This window comes from Stutzerimonas marianensis, from assembly GCF_022810315.1.
GTDB lineage: Bacteria > Pseudomonadota > Gammaproteobacteria > Pseudomonadales > Pseudomonadaceae > Stutzerimonas > Stutzerimonas marianensis.
Genome location: NZ_JALGRD010000014.1, coordinates 18,303 through 37,084 on the forward strand (window position 1 = coordinate 18,303; position 18,782 = coordinate 37,084).

Consider the following 18,782-nt stretch of genomic DNA (forward strand, 5'->3'; position numbering starts at 1 on the left):
TTGAGGGTCGTGGCATGCAGCAACTGAATCCTTCCGAAATAAGTGAAATCATAAAGCAGCGCATCGGCAGTACCGATGTAGCCGCTCAAGCGCGCAACGAAGGCACCGTCGTCAGCGTATCCGACGGTATCGTGCGCATTTACGGCCTGGCCGACGTGATGTACGGGGAGATGATCGAGTTCCCTGGCGGCGTCTACGGCATGGCCCTGAACCTGGAGCAGGACTCCGTCGGTGCCGTCGTGCTCGGCAACTACCAGAGTCTGACCGAAGGCATGAGTGCCAAATGCACTGGCCGGGTACTGGAAGTACCGGTCGGTCCGGAGCTGCTGGGCCGCGTCGTCGACGCGCTGGGCAACCCGGTGGACGGCAAGGGCCCGGTTAACGCTCAGGCCACCGACGCGGTCGAGAAGGTCGCGCCGGGCGTGATCTGGCGTAAGTCGGTCGACCAGCCGGTACAGACGGGCTACAAGTCGGTCGACGCCATGATCCCGGTCGGTCGTGGTCAGCGCGAGCTGATCATCGGCGACCGCCAGATCGGCAAGACCGCGCTGGCGATCGACGCGATCATCAACCAGCGCAACAGCGGCATCAAGTGCGTTTACGTCGCGATCGGCCAGAAGCAATCGACCATCGCCAACGTGGTGCGCAAGCTGGAACAGCACGGTGCCCTGGAGAACACCATCATCGTCGCTGCTTCGGCTTCCGAATCGGCTGCGCTGCAGTTCCTGGCACCCTATGCCGGCTGCACCATGGGCGAGTACTTCCGTGACCGTGGTGAGGACGCGCTGATCGTTTATGACGATCTGTCCAAGCAAGCCGTGGCCTATCGCCAGATTTCGTTGCTGCTGCGCCGTCCGCCGGGACGTGAAGCCTACCCGGGTGACGTGTTCTATCTCCACAGCCGCCTGCTGGAGCGTGCATCGCGCGTTTCCGAAGAGTATGTCGAGAAATTCACCAATGGCGCTGTGACCGGCAAGACCGGCTCGCTGACCGCTCTGCCGATCATCGAGACCCAGGCCGGCGACGTCTCCGCGTTCGTTCCGACCAACGTGATTTCCATCACCGACGGTCAGATCTTCCTCGAGTCGTCCATGTTCAACGCAGGCATCCGTCCGGCGGTCAACGCCGGTATCTCGGTATCCCGTGTTGGTGGCGCCGCGCAGACCAAGATCATCAAGAAGCTCTCCGGTGGCATCCGTACCGCCCTGGCTCAGTACCGTGAACTGGCGGCGTTCGCGCAGTTCGCGTCTGACCTGGACGAAGCGACCCGTAAGCAGCTCGAGCATGGTCAGCGCGTCACCGAGCTGATGAAGCAGAAGCAATATGCGCCGATGTCGATCGCCGAGATGGCGGTGTCGCTGTATGCCGCCGAGCGTGGCTACCTGCAGGACATCGAGGTCGCCAAGGTGGGTGCCTTCGAACAGGCGTTGATCGCCTACTTCCGCCACGAGCATTCCGCTCTGCTGGACAAGATCAACGTGAAGGGCGACTTCAACGACGAGATCGACGCGGGCATCAAGGCCGGCATCGAGTCGTTCAAGGCCACCCAGTCCTGGTAAGCCGCAGCGGGAGCCGCGAGGCTCCCGCCTGCTAACGCGATAGGTGTCAAATGGCAGGCGCAAAAGAGATTCGCAGCAAGATTGCGAGCATCAAAAGCACGCAGAAGATCACCAGCGCCATGGAAAAGGTGGCGGTCAGCAAGATGCGCAAGGCACAGATGCGCATGGCTGCCAGCCGTCCTTATGCGGAGCGGATCCAGCAGGTAATTGGCCACCTGGCCAATACCAACCCGGAATACCGCCATCCGTTCATGGTCGAGCGACCGGTCAAGCGTGTCGGTTACATCGTCGTGTCGTCCGATCGTGGCCTGTGCGGTGGCTTGAACACCAACCTGTTCAAGGCGCTCATCAAGAACATGAAGGAGTGGCACGACAGTAATGTCGAGGCCGACCTGTGCGTGATCGGTAACAAGGGTGCGAGCTTCTTCCGCAGCTTTGGTGGCAACGTCGTCGCCGCCGTGAACGGGCTTGGCGAAGAGCCGTCGATCAACGATCTGATTGGCAGCGTCAAAGTCATGCTGGATGCTTTCGATCAAGGCCGTCTGGACCGTCTCTATCTGGTGTCGAACAAGTTCATCAACACCATGACGCAGAAGCCGACCGTAGCGCAGCTGCTACCGTTGGCGGCCAGTGACGATCAGGCCGCGCCAAAAGGACAGTGGGACTACTTGTACGAACCTGACGCACGGCTGCTGCTCGATGCGCTGCTGGTACGCTACGTCGAGTCCCAGGTCTACCAGGCCGTGGTCGAGAACGGTGCTGCCGAACAGGCCGCCCGGATGATCGCCATGAAGAACGCGACCGACAATGCCGGTGAGCTGATCAGCGACCTGCAACTGGTCTACAACAAGGCCCGTCAGGCTGCGATCACGCAGGAAATTTCGGAAATCGTCGGCGGCGCTGCCGCGGTTTAAGAACGGTTCAAATATTCAGAGGAACCAAACATGAGTAGCGGACGTATCGTTCAAATCATCGGCGCCGTTATCGACGTGGAATTTCCGCGCGATCTGGTACCGAACATCTATGACGCGCTGAAGGTCACTGGCGCCGAAACCACCCTGGAAGTCCAGCAGCAGCTGGGCGACGGCATCGTCCGTACCATTGCCATGGGTTCGACCGAAGGCCTCAAGCGTGGCCTGGATGTCAGCAACACTGGCGCGGCCATTTCGGTACCGGTGGGCACTGCCACTCTGGGCCGCATTATGGACGTCCTGGGTAACCCCATCGACGAAGCCGGCCCGATCGGTGAAGAAGAGCGCTGGGGCATCCACCGCGCGGCGCCGAGCTATGCCGAGCAGGCTGGTGGCAACGAGCTGCTGGAAACCGGCATCAAGGTTATCGACCTGGTCTGCCCGTTCGCCAAAGGCGGTAAGGTCGGTCTGTTCGGTGGTGCTGGTGTCGGCAAGACCGTAAACATGATGGAGCTGATCCGTAACATCGCGATGGAGCACAGTGGTTACTCCGTGTTCGCCGGTGTGGGTGAGCGTACTCGTGAAGGTAACGACTTCTATCACGAGATGAAGGACTCCAACGTCCTGGACAAGGTCGCCCTGGTCTACGGCCAGATGAACGAGCCGCCAGGAAACCGCCTGCGCGTTGCACTGACCGGCCTGACCATGGCCGAGAAGTTCCGCGATGAAGGTAAGGACGTTCTGCTGTTCGTCGACAACATCTACCGTTACACCCTGGCCGGTACCGAAGTATCGGCACTGCTGGGGCGTATGCCGTCCGCGGTGGGTTATCAGCCGACCCTGGCCGAGGAAATGGGCGTTCTGCAGGAGCGCATCACTTCGACCAAGAGCGGTTCGATCACCTCCGTTCAGGCCGTATACGTTCCTGCGGACGACCTGACCGACCCGTCCCCGGCGACCACCTTCGCCCACCTGGACGCCACCGTGGTTCTGTCGCGTGACATCGCTTCCCTGGGTATCTACCCGGCGGTCGATCCGCTCGATTCCACATCGCGCCAGCTGGATGCGAACGTGATCGGTCAGGAGCACTACGACACCGCCCGTGGTGTTCAGTACGTGCTGCAGCGCTACAAGGAGCTGAAGGACATCATCGCGATTCTCGGCATGGACGAACTGTCCGAGTCGGACAAGCAACTGGTATCCCGTGCACGTAAGATCCAGCGCTTCCTGTCCCAGCCGTTCTTCGTGGCCGAAGTCTTCACCGGCTCGCCGGGCAAGTATGTGCCGCTGAAGGAAACCATCCGTGGCTTCGCCGGCATTCTCGCTGGCGACTACGATCACCTGCCGGAGCAGGCGTTCTACATGGTTGGCGGCATCGACGAAGCCATCGAGAAAGCCAAGAAACTGTAACTGGCGCGCCCGTTCGCGGGCGCCAATAAGCCCGTCCTTCGGCCCATGTCGAAGGGCAGGCTGATTACCGAGGCATAAGTATGGCTATGACAGTCCACTGTGACATCGTCAGCGCGGAAGAAGAGCTGTTCTCGGGGCTGGTGGAGATGGTCGTCGCTCACGGTCACCTGGGTGATCTGGGCATCCTGCCGGGCCATGCCCCCTTGTTGACTGATCTCAAGCCCGGTCCGGTGCGTGTGATCAAGCAGGGCGGTGAGGAAGACATCTTCTATATTTCCGGCGGCTTCATCGAGGTTCAGCCGAACATGGTGAAGGTCCTGGCCGATACCGCTACGCGGGCCAAGGACATCGACGAGGCGGCCGCGCAGGAGGCGGTCAAGGCGGCCGAGAAGGCGCTGCACGAGAAGGGCGCCGATTTCGACTACGGTTCGGCGTCTGCGCGTCTCGCCGAGGCAGCGGCTCAGCTGCGTACCATCGAGCAGCTGCGCAAGAAGTACGGCCGCGGCTGATCGTTCGTTCGCTTCATCGCGCGTGAGTAAAAGGGTAGCCTTGGCTACCCTTTTTCTTTTCCAGCCAACAGGTTCGACCCCCGGGTCACGATTGCTCAGGATCTTCCATGTCTCTCGATATCGTCATTCTCGCCGCCGGCCAGGGCACTCGCATGCGTTCGGCCATGCCCAAGGTGCTGCATCCAGTGGCTGGTCAATCCATGCTCGGTCATGTCATCGACACCGCACGCGCGCTGTCGCCGACCGCCATCCATGTGGTGATCGGGCATGGCGCCGAGCAGGTCAGGGAGCGCCTGTCGGCGGAGGATGTGAGTTTCGTGATGCAAACCGAGCAGCTGGGCACCGGGCATGCCGTGGCTCAGGCCCTGCCAGCCCTGTCGGCCGAGCGGGTGCTGATCCTTTACGGTGATGTGCCGTTGATCGAAACCCATACACTCGAACGTTTGCTGCAGCAGGTTGGTCCCGAGCAGTTGGCCCTGCTGACGGTCGAGTTGGCTGATCCGACCGGCTACGGCCGTATCGTGCGGGGTGAAGACGGTCGGGTTCAGGCCATCGTTGAACACAAGGACGCCTCCACACAGCAGAAGCTCATCCGGGAGGGTAATACCGGCATTCTCGCGGTGCCGGGCGAGCGTCTGGGGGACTGGCTGGGGCGTCTGTCCAACAGCAATGCCCAGGGCGAGTACTACCTGACCGACGTGATCGCCATGGCCGTGGCCGACGGCCTGGCCGTGGCCACGGAGCAGCCGCTCGATGCCATGGAGGTCCAGGGGGCCAACGACCGCATCCAGCTCGCCGAGCTCGAGCGTCACTACCAGCAGCGTGCGGCCCGTCGGTTGATGGCGCAGGGCGTGACCTTGCGCGATCCGGCGCGCTTCGACCTGCGCGGCAGGGTGACGGTCGGCCGCGATGTGACGATTGACGTCAACGTCATTCTCGAGGGTGAGGTGGTTATCGAGGACGGCGTCCAGATCGGCCCGAACTGCGTGATCCGCGACAGTGTGCTGCGCCGCGGCGCGCACGTGAAGGCCAACAGCCATCTCGAAGGCGCCGAACTCGGTGCGGGGGCTGATTGTGGGCCCTTTGCCCGCCTGCGACCTGGGGCGGTGCTTGCCGCGCATGCGCATGTTGGCAACTTCGTCGAGGTCAAGAATGCGCGCCTGGGCGAGGGCGCCAAGGCCGGACACCTGGCCTATCTGGGAGACGCCGAGATCGGTGCGCGGAGCAACATCGGCGCGGGCACCATTACCTGCAATTACGACGGCGCCAACAAGTCCCGCACGGTCATGGGCGAGGACGTCTTCATTGGGTCCAACAGCTCGTTGGTCGCACCGGTGACGCTGGGTGACGGCGCGACCACTGGCGCCGGATCGGTCATCACGGCAGACGTACCGCCTGGCACGCTTGCCCTCGGGCGAGCGCGTCAGGCGCTGATTCAAGGCTGGACGCGTCCGCAAAAAATACGCAAGTAGCCTGTTCGGGGCGCTGATACGAAACCTGGCCTTTGGATGAGGGAATCGGCTCAAGAGATCGTACGTCTGGCCGATGCAATGGGGCATAACCATAAAGGATACGTCCATGCCCTCCCTCAACCGCCTCTCCATTCAGTGGAAAATCACGCTGCTGGCGGGCCTTTGCCTGCTGCTTATCGTCGGTCTGCTGGTCAGTGCCTCGCTCTACCAGTCGCGTCAGGCCGTGGCGCTGGTCAGTGCGGCCAGCGGGAGCATGTTGGAGGAGTCGGCGCGCAACAATCTGCAGGCCCGTGGCCAGGCGCAGGCCTTGCGTATCGAGCGCCAGTTCAACGCGGCCTACCAGTACGGGCAGGGTTTCGTTCGTCAGGTGCTGTCCCTGCGCGAGCAATCCATCGAGCGCATGGCCAATGCCTTCGAGGTCCGTGAAGATCTCCATTACCAGATCAAGAAGGCTCTGCAGGCCAATCCCGAGTTGATCGGTCTGTATGTGATTTTTGAAACCGATGCACTGGATGACAAGGACGGCATGTTCATTGGCAACGGGGAAATGGGCGGCAACGACACCGGGCGGTTCTCTCTGTACTGGTCTCAGCGCAAGCCCGGTGAGCTCAGCTACGAAACCATGGACGAGCAGACGCTCGCCGATACCACCCCGGGCCTTAGCGGTGCGCCCTACAACGCCTGGTACAGCTGCCCGCGCGATACCGCCAAAGTCTGTCTGCTCGACCCCTATTTCGACGAGGTCGAAGGCCAAAAGCTGTTGATGACCAGTGTTGCGTTGCCGATGATCGAGGAGGGTAAGGTCATCGGGGTGGTCGGCGTCGACATCAGCCTCGCTTCGCTACAGCAATTCAGCCAGCAGGCGCACCAGCAGCTTTATCAGGGGCAGGGCCATCTGAGCGTCATAAGCCCGGCCAAGCTGCTGGCCGGACACAGCCGTGACCCTCAACAGCTCGGCCAGCCCATGGACAAGGCGTTTTCCGACGATGCCCAGGCCATCGGCGCGGCCGTGGCGGCAGGGCAGAACGCCTTGTTGGAGAACGGTGACATGTTGCGCGTGCTGCAGCCGGTCGCGCCAATCCCGGGTCTGCCTGCCTGGGCGGTGCTGCTGGAAGTGCCGCGGCAGGTGCTCCTCGGCCCGGCATTGCGGCTGGAACAGCAGCTGCAAGAGCAGAGCCGGGACGACAGCGTATCCGCGCTGGTCATCGGCCTGGCTGCGGTGTTGTTGGGCCTGGGGCTGATGTGGATGACCGCGCGCGGCGTGACACGCCCGATCGAGGGTGTGGCGGCCATGCTCAAGGACATTGCCAGCGGTGAGGGCGATCTGACCCGACGGCTCAGTTATGCCCGTGAAGATGAACTGGGTGCGCTGGCGGGCTGGTTCAACCGCTTTCTCGACAAGCTCCAGCCGACCATCGCCGACGTCAAGCGCTCGGTGCAGGATGCACGCAGCAGTGCGGATCAGTCCGCTGTGATTGCCAGCCAGACCAGCGCCGGGATGCAGCAGCAGTTCCGCGAGGTCGACCAGGTGGCCACGGCTTCGCAGGAAATGAGCGCCACGGCGCAGGACGTGGCGCGCAATGCGGCCCAGGCCGCCGAAGCGGCGCGAGGTGCCGACCAGGCGACCCACGATGGACTCAGCGTGATCGACGCCACGACGCAGAGCATCGACAGCCTGGCCGGCGAACTCACTCACGCCATGACCCAGGTCCAGGGCCTCGCCGCCAGCAGCGAGCAGATTGGATCAGTGCTCGAGGTCATCCGCGCGATCGCCGAGCAAACCAATCTGCTGGCGCTCAACGCGGCCATCGAAGCGGCGCGTGCCGGGGAGGCCGGCCGCGGATTCGCGGTGGTTGCCGATGAAGTTCGAAACCTGGCCAAGCGGACCCAGGAATCCATCGAGGAAATTCGCCAGGTCATCGAGCGCCTGCAAAACGGCACCCGCGAGGTGGTGTCGGCGATGCAGGACAGCCACAGCCAGGCCCAGGGCAGCGTGGGGCAGGTCGGAGAAGCGGTCGCTGCGCTGCGTCGAATCGGTGATGCGGTCGCTGTGATCTCGGACATGAACCTGCAGATCGCCAGTGCGGCCGAGCAGCAGAGCGCCGTGGCCGAAGAGATCAACCGAAATGTCGCGGGCATCCGCGACGTGACCGAGTCGCTGTCCGGTCAGGCCGACGAGTCGGCACGGGTCAGCCAGGCGCTCAACCAGTTGGCTAATCATCAGCAGAGCCTGATGAGCTATTTTCGGGTGTAACACCGACTAGCCGTTGACGGCTGCCGCAGATTAGGTTTTGATTCGCGCACTTTCTTTCGAATCGAAACTTATCAATGTCGAAACGCAACACACCGCAACGTCGTCACGCCATTCTTGCCCTGCTCAATGCGCAGGGCGAGGTGAGTGTCGATGAATTGTCCGGGCGTTTCGAGACGTCCGAGGTCACCATCCGCAAGGACCTCGCCGCGCTGGAAAAGAACGGCCTGCTGCTGCGTCGCTACGGTGGCGCAGTGCCCTTGCCGCAGGAACTGATCGGCGACACCGCGCTCCCTGTATCGCCATACAAGCAGGCCATCGCCCGTGCGGCTGTCGACCGCATCCGCGAGCATGCCCGCATCATCATCGACAGCGGCACCACCACCGCGGCGATGATTCCGCACCTGGGCCGCATGCATGGTCTGCTGGTCATGACCAACTCGCTGAACGTCGCCAACGCGCTGCGCGAGCTGGAGCACGAACCCACGCTGCTCATGACCGGTGGAACCTGGGACCCACACTCCGAATCCTTCCAGGGGCAAGTGGCCGAACAGGTCCTGCGCTCCTATGATTTCGACCAGCTGTTCATCGGTGCCGACGGCATCGACCTGCAGCGCGGCACCACGACGTTCAACGAACTGCTTGGCCTTTCGCGTGTGATGGCCGAGGTGGCGCGCGAAGTGATCGTACTGGCCGAGTCGGACAAGATCGGCCGGCGCATCCCCAATCTGGAACTTCCCTGGAATCGGATTCACACCCTCATCACCGACGATCGCCTCACTGACGAGGCGCGCTCGAGCATTCAGGCCCGCGGCGTCAAGCTGATCTGCGTGGCCGTTGAAACCCATCAGGAGACCTGACCATGTGTGGCATCGTTGGCGCCGTCGCCGAACGCAACATCACCGCAATTCTGCTCGAAGGGCTCAAGCGCCTGGAATACCGAGGCTATGACAGCGCCGGCATCGCCGTCCTCGATGCCTCGGGCACGCTGCATCGCCTGCGCCGTTCGGGCAAGGTCGCCGAGCTGGAGACGGCTCAGCAGCAGGAGCAGATCACTGGCCGGCTCGGCATTGCCCATACCCGCTGGGCCACCCATGGCGCGCCTTGTGAACGTAACGCGCACCCGCATTTTTCCGGTGACGACCTGGCCGTCGTGCACAACGGCATCATCGAAAACCACGAAGCGCTGCGCCACCAGCTCAAGGGCATGGGCTATGTGTTCCTGTCCGATACCGATACCGAGGTCATCGTTCACCTGCTGCACCACAAGCTGGGCGAGTTCGGCGATCTTGCCGTCGCGCTGAAGTCCGCGGTCAAGGAGCTCCATGGTGCCTATGGCCTGGCGGTGGTCAGCGCTCAGCAACCGGATCGTCTGCTTGCGGCGCGTAGTGGCAGCCCGCTGGTAATCGGTCTAGGCATGGGCGAGAACTTCCTCGCGTCGGACCAGCTGGCCTTGCGCCAGGTGACCGACCGTTTCATGTACCTGGAAGAAGGCGACATCGCCGAGATCCGCCGTGACAGCGTGCAGATCTGGAATGTCGAAGGCCAGCCGGTCGAGCGCGAAAGCGTGCAATACCACGAGGGCGCCGAGGCCGCCGACAAGGGCGAGTATCGCCATTTCATGCTCAAGGAGATCCACGAGCAGCCCAAGGTCGTGCAGCGCACTCTCGAAGGACGGCTGGGTGACCAGCAGGTGCTGGTGCAGGCATTCGGCCCCCAGGCGGCCGACCTGTTCGCCAAGGTGCGCAATGTGCAGATCGTCGCCTGCGGCACCAGCTATCACGCCGGCATGGTGGCACGCTACTGGTTGGAAGAGCTGGCCGGGATTCCCTGCCAGGTCGAGGTCGCCAGCGAGTTTCGCTACCGCAAGGTGGTGGTGCAGCCGGACACCCTGTTCGTCACCATTTCCCAGTCCGGCGAAACCGCCGACTCGCTGGCGGCGCTGCGCAACGCCAAGGCGCGTACGGAAAAGGAGGGTCGTTACCTGGCGAGCCTGGCGATCTGTAACGTCGGCACCAGCTCGCTGGTGCGCGAGTCCGACCTGACGCTGCTCACCCAGGCCGGGCCGGAGATCGGTGTCGCCTCGACAAAGGCCTTCACCACCCAGCTGGTCGGGTTGCTGCTGCTGACGCTCTCGCTGGGCCAGGTGCGCGGCACGCTGGCGGCCGCCGACGAGGCCGAGCTGGTCTCCGAGCTGCGTCGTCTGCCGACCCGCCTGGGTGAGGCGCTGGCGATGGATAGCCAGGTCGAGAAGATCTCCGAGCATTTCGCCGAAAAGCATCACACCTTGTTTCTGGGGCGCGGCGCGCAGTATCCGGTGGCGATGGAGGGCGCGCTCAAGCTCAAGGAAATCTCCTACATCCACGCTGAGGCCTATCCGGCGGGCGAGCTCAAGCATGGGCCGCTGGCGCTGGTGGACGCCGACATGCCCGTGGTGACCGTGGCGCCGAACAACGAGCTGCTGGAAAAGCTCAAGTCGAATCTGCAGGAGGTGCGCGCGCGGGGCGGCGAGCTGATCGTCTTCGCCGATCGCGAGGCCGGCATCGAGGACGGCGAAGGCATCGTCAGCCTGAGCATGCCGCACATCCACGACATCCTGGCGCCGATCCTCTACACCGTGCCGCTGCAACTGCTGTCGTATTACGTCGCCGTGCTGCGCGGAACCGATGTTGACCAGCCCCGCAACCTGGCCAAGTCCGTCACCGTCGAATGACGCAAGGACGGCCAGGGAAGCGGCTGTGGGATGCAAATAAAGATTCATCCGTACAAATAAAGTATCATCCTTATAAATAAAGTTTCATCCTGAGCCTGCATCCGCTATGTTGAAGTCATCGACATAGCGGGGGCAGGCTTTCTCATGTCTGGAACATTCAAGGGGCTGACCCAGGCCCAGATCGATAGAAGGCTCAAGGACGGGCGTGGCCAAGGCCAGGGGGTGGACTACAAGCCGTTTATCTACACCAGGGACGTATCCTCGCTGGGGCGCTCCCACCGCCTGCCTGGCAGCAAGACCCGGCGTTTACACCATCTTCTATCCGATCTTGAACTGGCCATCTTCCTGACCTTGGATCGGTCTCCTCATGTCACCGATATCCGTGAACAGTTTCCGATGAGGGTCGAAGATACGGTGCGCATCGCCGAGGAGCTTGGCCTGCCCCACGGGCGTTACAAGGGCACCCCGCAGGTACTGACCAGCGACTTTCTGGTGGACTTCGAAGATCCTCAGCGCCCGAGCATCGCGATTCAGGCCAAATACAGTGCTGACCTGCAGAAGCCTGAAGTCATCGAGAGGCTTGAGCTTGAAAGGCGCTACTGGCAGGAAAAAGGTATTCCCTGGGCCATCGTCACGGAACGTGAGGTATCCAGGGAGGCATTTGCCAACATCCAATGGCTCTATCCTGCCCATGCTGAAGACGACATCGCTCAGGACGATCTCGCCCATTACCAGCAGCTGTTTCTGCTCGAGTTTCAGCGTCACCCAGACCAGAAGCTGACCGCTATTGCCCAAGGACTGGATACCTCCGGCCAGCTGGAGGCCGGGCTGGCGCTCTATTGGCTACGCCAGTTGCTGGCCCGGCACTGTTTCCTTTTCGATCTGGAAATCCCTTACCGGGAGCTGAAGCCGAAAGACCTGGTTGCCAACGCTCATCAAATGCATCAGGAGCTGAGCAGTGTTTCCCGTTAATCAGGTGTTCCGGATAGGGGAACTGCGAAAGCGCCTGCTGTGGTCCGGCATCGAGCAGGCCATCTGGATCGATATCGATTCGGACACGGCGTTGCCCGAACCGATATCGGTTGCAGAGCTGGAGCGTCTGCTCATGGAGCGGGAGCTGGAGAGCATTGCCGATCCCTTCGAGGAGACAGTCCTACGGGAGGTGGAGGAAGGTTCTCTTGATCAGCAGAAGCGTGATGAAGCTTGGACCATGCTGGCGGATTTTGTGCACGATCCCCAGCTTTTCGTGCGGCGCCCCAGAGGGCTCATTGTCAGAGGCATCATGGAGCGCCATGGTGTCACCAATCAGACGGTGTACAGGTTACTGAGGCGCTACTGGCAGCGAGGCATGTGCAGGAATGCCCTCTTGCCGGACTATGTCAACTCGGGCGCCCGTGGCAAGCGCAGAAAGCCGAACCAGGCCAAGCTGGGCAGGCCCAGAGTGGTGATGGAGGGGAAAGGGAGCAATGTCACGCCGGACATCGAGCGCATTTTTCGCCGGGTCATCGAAGAACGCTTGCTCAAGGAAAAGCATCCGTCCATTCCTGATGCCTACGCCTCTGGGCTGAACCTGCTCCGTGCTGTTCTGCCGGAGCTGACGACCTCCGAACTGCCTACATTGGGGCAATTCCGTTACTTCTATGGGCGCGAATATCACTTCACCGACACCTTGCCACGCAGGGTGTCCGCAGTGGATTTTGCCAAGGATTTCCGACCTCTCAGCAGTACATCGACGACCGAGGCACTGGGGCCCGGATACCGCTACCAGATAGATGCCACCATCGCCGATATCTATCTGGTTTCAGAACATGATCGCAGCCTTATCGTCGGCAGGCCTGTTGTTTACATGGTGATCGACGTGTTCAGCCGCATGGTCGTTGGTATGTACGTCGGATTCGAGGGGCCTTCCTGGGTCAGTGCCATGGTGGCATTGGCCAACACGGTCGCCGACAAGGTTGAGTATTGCCGCCAGTATGGCGTGGAGATCGATGCCAGCGACTGGCCGGTCAAAGGCTTGCCGGATGTGGTGCTGGCCGATAAGGGCGAACTGAATGGCACCAAGGTGGAAGCATTTTCCCAAGCCTTCGGCGTTCGCATCGAGAATGCACCGGCCAGGCGAGGAGATGCCAAGGGGATCGTCGAGCGTTATTTCCGGACGGTGCAAGAGCGTTTCAAGCCCTATGCCAGCGGTGTGGTCGAGGACACCACCAGCCGGAAGCGGGGTGGCCACGACTACAGACTTGATGCCAGTCTGACCTTGCCCGAGTTCACCCAGATCATCATTGCCGGCATCCTCTACCACAACAACTTTCACACCTTGAGCAAATACGACAGGACCTCTGGTATGCCGGGCGATCTGCCAGCCATCCCTGTCATGCTGTGGAACTGGGGCTTGGCCAACCTGACCGGCCGATTACGTACTGCGCCCGAGGAGTTGGTGCGGATCAATCTTTTGCCCCATGAGTCGGCCACGGTTTCGGAGCTGGGAATCAGGCTGTTCGGCTGCTTCTACACCTGCCAGGAAGCAATCAGGGAGGGTTGGTTTCACCGAGGTCAGGGGCGCCGGCCGACAGGGGTAACGGTCGCATACGATCCGCGTAGCGCCGACCACATCTACCTGCGGCCATCCAATAGTCTCAAGGACTACTGGGTTTGCGATCTTGCCGACCGCAGTCGACGCTTCAGGGGGATGACCTTCTGGGATGTCTGGCTGCTGTCCAGAGAGGAACGGCGTAGCGATACCAACGCGGCGGCGGAAGCTTTGGTAGAGAGAGGCAATCTTCTGAAGCAGATCGAGTCCATCGTTGCCCAGGCAGAGGATGCCAGTCCGGTCAAAACGGGTATGACCACGAAGGATCTGGGAACCCAGATCCGCGAGAACAAGCAGCAGGAAAAGCGCCAGGAACGCCAGAAAACAGCATTCAAACTGGAGAAATCACAGCAGAAAAAGCCAGCCGAGGTGATCCCACTGCGGGGCGAGAAGCAGGAAGATTATGCCTTCCCAGATCTCAGTGACCTGATATTCAAGGAGGAAGAGGATGACTGAAGAATTCCAGCGCGGAGTCATTCCCCTGGCGCGTTACCAGGAGCAGCAGCTTCCTGAGTATCAGGACAATCCGCTCATCAGCGCATTGCCTCCGATTCCTGATCTGCAGGAGGTGGTCGGTCTATTGCAGCAGCTTCCCGGTTTCGAGCCGCAGGAGGCGCTTCTGGATGGTCGGCTCAGGGCACATGCAATTGCCCGCCTGTTGCACGGCTTCTTCCAGCCGCTGAGCCATCACTTGGAGCTGGAGAGCAAGATCAGCCTGATGATCCGTCAAGGGTACATCGGTCGGAATCCGGCCAGTGGTGCCTGGTATGCGCACCTGCAGAATGGCTATCGCCGTGTCGAGGAGGAGGATCTGGATGCGGCGGTGTACCAGAGTGTCTCCTCTACGGCCAACAGCCTGTCGCTGTTCGGCTGCTCCGGTTGCGGCAAGACGCGCACGCTGGAGCGGATTCTGGGCATGTACCCCCAAGCCCTCCATCACCCTGATTACAACATCACTCAACTGGTCTATCTGAAGGTCGACTGCCCAATTGATGGTGACTTGGATGAGCTGTGCCTGAGCTTCTTCAACGAAGTAGACAAGATCCTAGGTACCCACTACAGCCGTAGCCACGGACGCAAGAAGCTGGGTACCAAACGTCTGCTGGCATCCATGTGCCAGGTAGCCAATCTGCACGCGCTCGGAGTGCTGATCATCGACGAGGTTCAGAACCTCAACGAGGCACGCTCCGGTGGTGCCGAAAAAATGCACAATTTCTTCGTGTCGCTGGTGAACACCATCGGTGTTCCGATCATTCAGGTCGGCACCCACCGGGCCAGCAAGTTCTTCCAGCGCACGTTCCGGGCTGCTCGGCGGGTCTCCGGGTTGGGCAGCATCCGCTGGGATAGGTTGCCTCGGGACGAGCATTGGAAGCGTCTGTTGAAGCGGCTCTGGAAGTATCAGTGGCTGCGAAATGCGGCGCCGCTGGATGATGAACTGGAGGCTACGATGTACGACCTCACCCAAGGGGTCATGGACATCGTCATCAAGCTGTTCGCGCTGGCGCAGATCCGGGCGATAGTGACAGGTGTCGAGTGCATCAAGCCGCTGTTGCTGCGCAGGGTTTTCGAGGACGAGTTCAAACCGGTCCATCCGATGCTAGCGGCCTTGCGGAGCGGTAGGCCCGAGCTGATCGCCAAATATGACGACCTGCTGATGCCAGAGATCGAGGGACGGTTGCTGACCCTGACTCGCTCTCTGGATAGCGTCCCCCAACCTAAACCGCCGGCCCCTCCGGCTGATGACAAGGCAAAGCGGCTGGCCGCCCTGCTCGAAGGTATGGAAATCCCGAGGGACATTGCCATTCCCATGGCCGATGAATTGTTGGCGGAGAATCCGGACATCCCGCTGGCGGCCCTGATTCACAAGGCCACGGCCTACCTCGCGCAGGACGCTCCCAAGAGGCCCGGCATTTCCAGAGTTAAGCGGACGGAGTGGGGGGGCCTATCCGAGGAGGATCTGCGCCGACGTTATGCCGATGGGCCTGAAAGCGAGGCCTATGACAGATTCAAGCAGGCTGGCTTGATCCTCGATCTGCGGCCTCTGCTGAGAGCGAGCTGACATGTACTTCCCCAGGCTCTACCCGGACGAACTGCTTTACAGCGGTATTGCCCGGTGCCGGGTACATCTGGGGATAGGCAACCACAAGACCTTGCTGCACATGCTTTTCGGTGACAGCAAGGTTGCCGCGATCACCGATCTGCCCACACACCTGACTGCGTTGGCGAACAACACGGGCTTGGATGCGGAAGGCATAATCCTGAATCACACGCTGTTCCCGCTCTATGCCCCTTTCATTCCGCCGGAGCGCCGTACCGATCTTTTTCAGGCCATGCTTGCTCCCGACCGGCCGACGATTGGTCTGTCTGGGGCCTCGACGGCCTTGGTCAAGTGGCCCGATTGGCTGCGTTACTGCCCGATCTGCTTTGAAGATATGGCTGCGCGCTACGGTGAACCCTTCTGGCGGCGTAGCTGGCAGATTCAAGGGATAGATGCCTGTCCCGAGCATGGCTGTCAGCTCCTGAACTCACCTATCCCGTTCCGTCGAGCGCAGCGGCACGAGTTTCATCCAGCCTCTCCACTGTTTCTGCCCCGTGATCTTCGCGTGAGTCCCGTGGGCGAAGAGGCTATCAGGCTCGCCAAGGCTGCTATGCAGCTGCTGGCGCTCGAAGAGGTGCAATCGCCTGGCTACGGACGCTGGACCAACCTGTACCGGTACCTGGCTACAGAGTGCGGCGCCAGGCGCGGCCGGCAGGTCAGGGCTGAAGTCATCTGGGAGAAGATCCTGGCATCCCATCGCAGGGATTGGCTTGCTGCGAACGGTCTGCTGACATCCGGGGAGCCTCCGCCCTGGCTGTTGGCGATGTTCAGGAAGCATCGCAAGGGATTCAGTGCGCTGCAGCATCTGATCGTCTGGACCAGTCTGCGCCCCGGCCAGCATGCTGGCGAGCTGATCAGCGAGGCGAAGACTCGCCAGGTCGACCTTGCCTCCGACCGGTCAGTGCAGCTGCTCCCCGCTGAGTTTGAACAAAAGCAGCAATACCGAGCCGTTTGGCTGCAAGCACTGGCTAATCACGGTGGCGCCAAGGCTGCCAGGCAAAACGGAGGAGAGGCATGTTACGCCTGGCTCTATCGTCATGACCGAAGCTGGCTGATGGCTGCAAATCAGGCCAGACCGCGCCGACAGGGCAACAACAGCCATGTTGACTGGCAAGCGCGGGACAGAAAGCTGGTACGCCTGCTGATCCGAATTGGCAGAGACAGCGAAGAAGACCGGAGCCTTCCGCGCAGGAGTCGCAACTGGTTCCTGCAGCAGCTACCCCATCGGGCATCAGTCGAGCATCATCTCGCTCAACTGCCCCTGTGCCGTACTTTCCTGGATCGCTATGCCGAGTCTGTCGGGGAATATCAGATCCGTCGCCTGACTGCAGCAATGCTGGAGGATGTACAGACTGGCATAACGTCCAGGCGCTGGGAGCTGGAAAAGCGTTGTGGGTTAGAAAAGAGCAAGATGGCACCTCTGACCACTGAGTTCATTCGATTGGTAGGAAGTTGGATTGAATAGGACAGTATTTCGTCAGATCCCGAACGGATCCAGGTTGCTGGCCGTTGGAAATTTTTTCAGGGCCCCGACTTCGGCGGCCGAGTGGCGCTTGGCGGCTCTCTTTGAGCGTAACGGTCAGCTGCAGCTGCAGCGGTTCGCACCGGAGATGTCGTGTGTCTTGGCCGTTGGTCGCGAGTTTCTTGGCGAAGAAGGGGCTCCTTATCGTCCCAGTGGTTTCAAGAAGACGGTGGTGCTTCCTGCAATAGATACCTGGCGGGAACGGCAGTTGGGTGAGTGCCCACGTCTGGCCAGAAGGCTTGCTGCAAATCCTGAGATATCTGGACAGCGATGCTTTGTGTTCGAGGTCGATGGTCTGACCGTCTGGTTGCCGAAATTCGAGCTGGCGCGAAAACTGTTCTTCCACGCTGCCTTCATCGTCCGTGCAGCCTTCGCACCGAATGGCTTGGACATGGTCTTCACGCTCTACAGAGAAGGCGATGTTGTTCATATCCATACGCCCCCGAAGACAGGTGCGCCAAGTCAGCTTCTCAAAATCAAGGGATACAGAGACCATTTCAGTTGGCTGCTGCTGAATCAGGATGTGAAGCGATCCTTCGAGTCAATCTGGCAAAGCCTCAATCAAAGGCAAGAGCGGGTACCGCAAGAGTCGGCGTATGCCAGGTGGCAGTTCGACTTCATGGCACCCCCTTCCCTCGTGGGTACCACCATGGATGTGCGAGGCCCCTTTGATCCGGAAAGCAACGAATTGCTGGTCTGGGAGATCGAAAAGCTTCAGGGGCTCCGGTTTAGCCATCGCGGTGATATTTTTTTCCACCATCCTGCTCTCAAGTTACCCGTCAGGGGAGATAGCACAGGCTGTGTATCCGTGCCATCGGGAGCCAAGGAGTTGGAGGTGGATACTGACGAAGAGCCGACTGCTGCCAAGGAGCAGAGGTTGATTCACCTGCCCGTTGAGGGAGTCACGTTTGATGCTCAGCTGCGCACCAAGATCGCCTACAACGGGGAGCGTGCCAACGCTCATGGCAAGAAGGTCGACGACGAGCAATGCCCGAGCAGAGAAAGCCAACTCTTCGGTGTGGCTGATCCTGTGAGCGAGGGCAGCATAGCGTCAGGAGAATTCCAACAATTGGGTGAGGGAGAGGGTGATGGGGACGAGCATGAACGGCTTGCAGATCGTTTCTCGCTGCTCCGAGAGATTCTTGAACAAATCACCCAAGAGTCTGGAGTTGCGCTGGTAGCACTGGAGGTGAGGCCTCTGCCGCCCGTTCCACGTTGCAGCTACCACATGATCGATCACGAAAAATCACGCTGCTATCTGCTGGCAAGGTTCAAACTACAAAACGGCGATCAACGCTACCTTCTAGAAATAGATACCTCAGACAACCGGAAGACCATGTCAACGCGGATCATGGGCTTCAAAGCCGGTGTTGAGGCAGGAAAATGCATAGACAGAATCTTGAGGGAGACAGTGAAAGGCTCGTTGCGCTGGCCAGGCACCATGGCGAAGTACTGTGAGCCTTTGCACTCTGTGCATCACCCGAAAGAAGGTCCGCCTGATGCCTATCAGGCCAGAGTATCTGGATGGAAGCAGCGGATACGCGCGGCCCTAGGCTGATTGCAGAATGCACCGCAGTTCGGCTGCGACACATCTTGTCGTGCGCTCCAGGTAGCCTCCCCGAAACTGCCCGGAGCCGTGCCAAGGCGGTGTAGGCACGGCCGGCTACTGGCTCCCGCCCAGCCGAGCGGTTAAGGTTCTCCACCTATCTAGACACCCTGCAGGGACGCGGCATTCAGGCGCGTTCCC

General features: G+C 60.9%; 13 protein-coding genes. All 13 read left to right on the top strand.

The features are described 5' to 3' along the window. Nucleotides 1-14 precede the first annotated feature (14 nt). The 13 genes from atpA (at nt 15) to MST27_RS20575 (ending at nt 18,593) form a co-directional block, all read left to right on the top strand. Nucleotides 15-1,559, top strand: coding sequence for a F0F1 ATP synthase subunit alpha (atpA, locus tag MST27_RS20515; protein WP_243607780.1), 1,545 nt, complete (start codon nt 15-17; stop codon nt 1,557-1,559). 50 nt (nt 1,560-1,609) lie between these two features. After that, nucleotides 1,610-2,473: a F0F1 ATP synthase subunit gamma gene (atpG, locus tag MST27_RS20520; RefSeq protein ID WP_243607781.1), complete on the top strand. Its 864-nt coding sequence runs from the start codon at nt 1,610-1,612 to the stop codon at nt 2,471-2,473. A gap of 30 nt (nt 2,474-2,503) precedes the next feature. Then, complete coding sequence (atpD, locus tag MST27_RS20525) at nt 2,504-3,880, top strand: F0F1 ATP synthase subunit beta (RefSeq protein ID WP_243607782.1); 1,377 nt, start codon at nt 2,504-2,506, stop codon at nt 3,878-3,880. Nucleotides 3,881-3,960: 80 nt separating this feature from the next. Beyond that, nucleotides 3,961-4,389 (top strand): F0F1 ATP synthase subunit epsilon, encoded by a 429-nt coding sequence (locus tag MST27_RS20530; protein WP_243607783.1) that lies wholly within the window; start codon nt 3,961-3,963, stop codon nt 4,387-4,389. 107 nt (nt 4,390-4,496) lie between these two features. Continuing rightward, nucleotides 4,497-5,861 (top strand): bifunctional UDP-N-acetylglucosamine diphosphorylase/glucosamine-1-phosphate N-acetyltransferase GlmU, encoded by a 1,365-nt coding sequence (gene glmU, locus MST27_RS20535; RefSeq protein ID WP_243607784.1) that lies wholly within the window; start codon nt 4,497-4,499, stop codon nt 5,859-5,861. Nucleotides 5,862-5,967: 106 nt separating this feature from the next. Continuing rightward, complete coding sequence (locus MST27_RS22820) at nt 5,968-8,115, top strand: methyl-accepting chemotaxis protein (RefSeq protein ID WP_243607785.1); 2,148 nt, start codon at nt 5,968-5,970, stop codon at nt 8,113-8,115. 74 nt (nt 8,116-8,189) lie between these two features. After that, entirely contained in the window at nt 8,190-8,972 is a 783-nt protein-coding gene (locus MST27_RS20545) for a DeoR/GlpR family DNA-binding transcription regulator (protein ID WP_243607786.1), read from the top strand. Between the two features lie 2 nt (nt 8,973-8,974). Beyond that, nucleotides 8,975-10,825: a glutamine--fructose-6-phosphate transaminase (isomerizing) gene (gene glmS, locus MST27_RS20550; RefSeq protein WP_243607787.1), complete on the top strand. Its 1,851-nt coding sequence runs from the start codon at nt 8,975-8,977 to the stop codon at nt 10,823-10,825. A gap of 144 nt (nt 10,826-10,969) precedes the next feature. Further along, nucleotides 10,970-11,797: a heteromeric transposase endonuclease subunit TnsA gene (locus MST27_RS20555; RefSeq protein ID WP_046622206.1), complete on the top strand. Its 828-nt coding sequence runs from the start codon at nt 10,970-10,972 to the stop codon at nt 11,795-11,797. A 13-nt stretch (nt 11,798-11,810) separates the two neighbouring features. Beyond that, nucleotides 11,811-13,871 (top strand): Mu transposase C-terminal domain-containing protein, encoded by a 2,061-nt coding sequence (locus MST27_RS20560; RefSeq protein ID WP_052742232.1) that lies wholly within the window; start codon nt 11,811-11,813, stop codon nt 13,869-13,871. Then, the gene (locus MST27_RS20565) at nt 13,864-15,474 is read left to right on the top strand and encodes an ATP-binding protein (protein WP_046622200.1); all 1,611 of its coding nucleotides are present in this window, start codon (nt 13,864-13,866) and stop codon (nt 15,472-15,474) included. Before MST27_RS20560 ends, MST27_RS20565 begins: the two co-directional genes overlap by 8 nt. A gap of 1 nt (nt 15,475) precedes the next feature. After that, the gene (locus MST27_RS20570; RefSeq protein WP_243607788.1) at nt 15,476-16,978 is read left to right on the top strand and encodes a TnsD family Tn7-like transposition protein; all 1,503 of its coding nucleotides are present in this window, start codon (nt 15,476-15,478) and stop codon (nt 16,976-16,978) included. Then, nucleotides 16,971-18,593: a Tn7-like element transposition protein TnsE gene (locus tag MST27_RS20575; protein WP_032174388.1), complete on the top strand. Its 1,623-nt coding sequence runs from the start codon at nt 16,971-16,973 to the stop codon at nt 18,591-18,593. The genes MST27_RS20570 and MST27_RS20575 overlap by 8 nt, the downstream gene beginning before the upstream one ends. The last annotated feature ends 189 nt before the right edge of the window (nt 18,594-18,782 follow it).

Coding starts and splice junctions, on each gene's coding strand:
- MST27_RS20530 (WP_243607783.1), top strand. CDS start 3,961: ATGGCTATGACAGTCCACTGTGACATCGTCAGCGCGGAAGAAGAGCTG.
- MST27_RS20570 (WP_243607788.1), top strand. CDS start 15,476: ATGTACTTCCCCAGGCTCTACCCGGACGAACTGCTTTACAGCGGTATT.
- MST27_RS20545 (WP_243607786.1), top strand. CDS start 8,190: ATGTCGAAACGCAACACACCGCAACGTCGTCACGCCATTCTTGCCCTG.
- MST27_RS20555 (WP_046622206.1), top strand. CDS start 10,970: ATGTCTGGAACATTCAAGGGGCTGACCCAGGCCCAGATCGATAGAAGG.
- glmS (WP_243607787.1), top strand. CDS start 8,975: ATGTGTGGCATCGTTGGCGCCGTCGCCGAACGCAACATCACCGCAATT.
- MST27_RS22820 (WP_243607785.1), top strand. CDS start 5,968: ATGCCCTCCCTCAACCGCCTCTCCATTCAGTGGAAAATCACGCTGCTG.
- atpA (WP_243607780.1), top strand. CDS start 15: ATGCAGCAACTGAATCCTTCCGAAATAAGTGAAATCATAAAGCAGCGC.
- MST27_RS20565 (WP_046622200.1), top strand. CDS start 13,864: ATGACTGAAGAATTCCAGCGCGGAGTCATTCCCCTGGCGCGTTACCAG.
- atpD (WP_243607782.1), top strand. CDS start 2,504: ATGAGTAGCGGACGTATCGTTCAAATCATCGGCGCCGTTATCGACGTG.
- atpG (WP_243607781.1), top strand. CDS start 1,610: ATGGCAGGCGCAAAAGAGATTCGCAGCAAGATTGCGAGCATCAAAAGC.
- glmU (WP_243607784.1), top strand. CDS start 4,497: ATGTCTCTCGATATCGTCATTCTCGCCGCCGGCCAGGGCACTCGCATG.